The sequence below is a fragment of the Photorhabdus africana genome (assembly GCF_035181445.1).
Classification (GTDB): Bacteria; Pseudomonadota; Gammaproteobacteria; order Enterobacterales; family Enterobacteriaceae; genus Photorhabdus; species Photorhabdus laumondii.
In genome coordinates this window covers 1-2301 of sequence record NZ_JAXBVE010000108.1, presented here as the reverse complement: position 1 = coordinate 2301, position 2301 = coordinate 1, and the positions used below count along the sequence as shown (strand labels likewise).

The 2301-nt window shown below is 48.5% G+C and carries 5 protein-coding genes; all 5 read right to left on the bottom strand.

The genetic code is table 11. The features are described from left to right. On the bottom strand, positions 1-290 hold a 290-nt coding region (locus SLS51_RS22860), incomplete at its 3' end, for a DUF1281 domain-containing protein (RefSeq protein ID WP_323840786.1). Positions 291-418: 128 nt separating this feature from the next. Continuing rightward, complete coding sequence (locus SLS51_RS22855) at positions 419-607, bottom strand: hypothetical protein (RefSeq protein ID WP_323840785.1); 189 nt, start codon at positions 605-607, stop codon at positions 419-421. Positions 608-695: 88 nt separating this feature from the next. After that, positions 696-1028: a DUF3085 domain-containing protein gene (locus tag SLS51_RS22850; protein ID WP_065391120.1), complete on the bottom strand. Its 333-nt coding sequence runs from the start codon at positions 1026-1028 to the stop codon at positions 696-698. Between the two features lie 65 nt (positions 1029-1093). After that, positions 1094-2005, bottom strand: coding sequence for a hypothetical protein (locus SLS51_RS22845; protein ID WP_323840784.1), 912 nt, complete (start codon positions 2003-2005; stop codon positions 1094-1096). A 101-nt stretch (positions 2006-2106) separates the two neighbouring features. Next, complete coding sequence (locus SLS51_RS22840; RefSeq protein WP_323840783.1) at positions 2107-2286, bottom strand: hypothetical protein; 180 nt, start codon at positions 2284-2286, stop codon at positions 2107-2109. Positions 2287-2301 lie beyond the last annotated feature (15 nt).

Below are 2301 nucleotides of genomic sequence, written 5' to 3'. Positions count from 1 at the left end.
ACTTCATCAAGCGCCACATTATCTTTTAACAAGGCCAGCCATTGCTCAAACGCCCGGTTTTCCGGTGAGTCTACCCCTGTTCCTTTCGCTACCAGCGCCGGATAAAGTGGGTAATCTGTCGTTTCAGTGGGTTGCAGGAGACCGGCACAGCCCGCGACAAACAGCTTAATACTTTGATGGATAGCCTGCCCGTAATAGGGAATTACGTCTCCCAATCCCCATTGTTGCAGAGCCTCCAGTTGGTCAGGTTGACCCGTGATATGCAAACGATTAGCGTACCCCTTCGGCATAGTAGAAAATCCTCTTTTTTACCTGAAACAGGGCATACCCTGTGAAGGCAATACCCCCACAGGCAGATGATAAGTTCAGCGATGTGAAAAAAGGCTATCCCGCTTTCGGATAGCCCTATCCGAATTATTTATAGCCGGACAGCCGGTCTCCACAATTTTGTGGCCTGTACATCAGGACGCTTTCTTTTTCCAAACGCCGCGATAATCCTGCCCGTCATCACCCGGTACACATCAGGCCGGAAACGCCTGCCATGACGACGGGCGGCTTTGTTCTTGCGGACAGTTTTTGGGGCTGTTTTGGTCTTACTCTTTTTCATCAGTAACGCTCCGAAATAAAAACGGGCGTTATCCCCTGACGGGAAATAACGCCCGTCAGGGTGAAAATGACTGCCGGCATCCCGGCAATCAGGGATAAAATTGTGTGATAATTTGTGTGGCTGTCAGCGTCACCTTCAGATCACATTTGTCATTCAGTAACCGGTTGAGTGTCAATACGGAGAAACCCAGCTTTTCCGCAAAATCATCTCCGCCCACCGCCTCCCGGGCACGTTCATACCAGCCTTCGTCCTTCTCTGGATGATAACCGCAAGCATAAGCGACAAGATGCCTGCCGTTTTGCATCGTCCCCATATCAGACATGATATAAATGCCCTGATCTTTGACCAGCAACACGTCACACTGATGGGCTATCGCTTCCCGCAACACGGGTTTCAGGTCTTTAGCCTTAAAAAGTAACATCGTCGTTCTCCTGAGGAGAAACGTTCCCCTTGAGGGAACATTTCCCCCAATGGGTTAAATTTTAGTTATGCTGCCAGCCTCTGTACTGGCGAAGACAGACTCACTGAACGGGTTTTCAGCACAAACTGCTCATCTACCCAGGTGATTGCCTCATCCACCACATCCCGATAATCTCTGACTGTTGGGTTGTTAACATCTTCAATGTCTACATCTGATCGAAAACTCGCTATCACACGATCATTTTTGTATACCACATCAACCCGAAACTGGACGGGCGTCATAAATCCATCGGAGACCGCATCGATATAGTCTTCGAGATACCCTGACTCAAATTCCTCTGCATCAATATTGTGCAAATCCTGTGGCCCCATTAATACATCGATGTAACCGATAGCGGAGGAAAAACGCCGTATTAAACGGGGTTCAACCTGTAAGTAACGCAGAAATTGACCCAAACGTTCAAAACAATACCGACACGTTTCTGTCAACTGCTTATCCAAATAGTCCATAAAACGTGTCCAGTACTGTTGCGTTTTACTGAACTGTTCCAGCGTGATTTGTTCCTCCTCCGGCAAGTTATCCTGTGCCGTCAGACGGAGAAACTCCTCCGCCGACATATTCAGCAAAACGGCTGTGTCGGGTCTGATAAGGGTATCCACACGACCACTGCTTTCCGGATGGGTATAGGGCATCAGCATCGGATCCTGATAAGCATGAGATATCGCATCCATTCCCCGTATCCATAACGTCAGGATACGCTCACTATTTCTGCATCTGGCCCGGTTTGCCGGATCCTCAGACAAACTGTCCAAAAGATGAGTCATGATGGGCAAAAGTAACTCTTTGGTAAACTTTATATAGGTATTGACGTAATCTCCCTGGCTCTCATGAAACAGATAGAAAATAGCGTCGTCATCCAGCTCCAGCCCCATTCGCTCTGCGAATTGATGCCGAATATAAAAACGTAATAAAGACATAAGGGAAATCTCGTGATTGACGGGGTTCCCCCTGTAGGGGATATCCCCTATCGGGTTAATGTGATGCCACCCAATGGTGACGTTGAATTAAAGATGTGATGTCAGCCAGCCTTGCGCATCACTATTTCGTCTTCAGCTTCCTGACGCTGACGTTTGAACTGCCAGAAGCCTAAATGGTACATTGGCGTCACCATTTGCTGAGACATGACATGAGTGAGTGAATTGCCTACCGTGACCACGGCCGGGATGCCCAGCAACGACAGTTGGATATACGTCATCATCGCGGCAACCGGGTC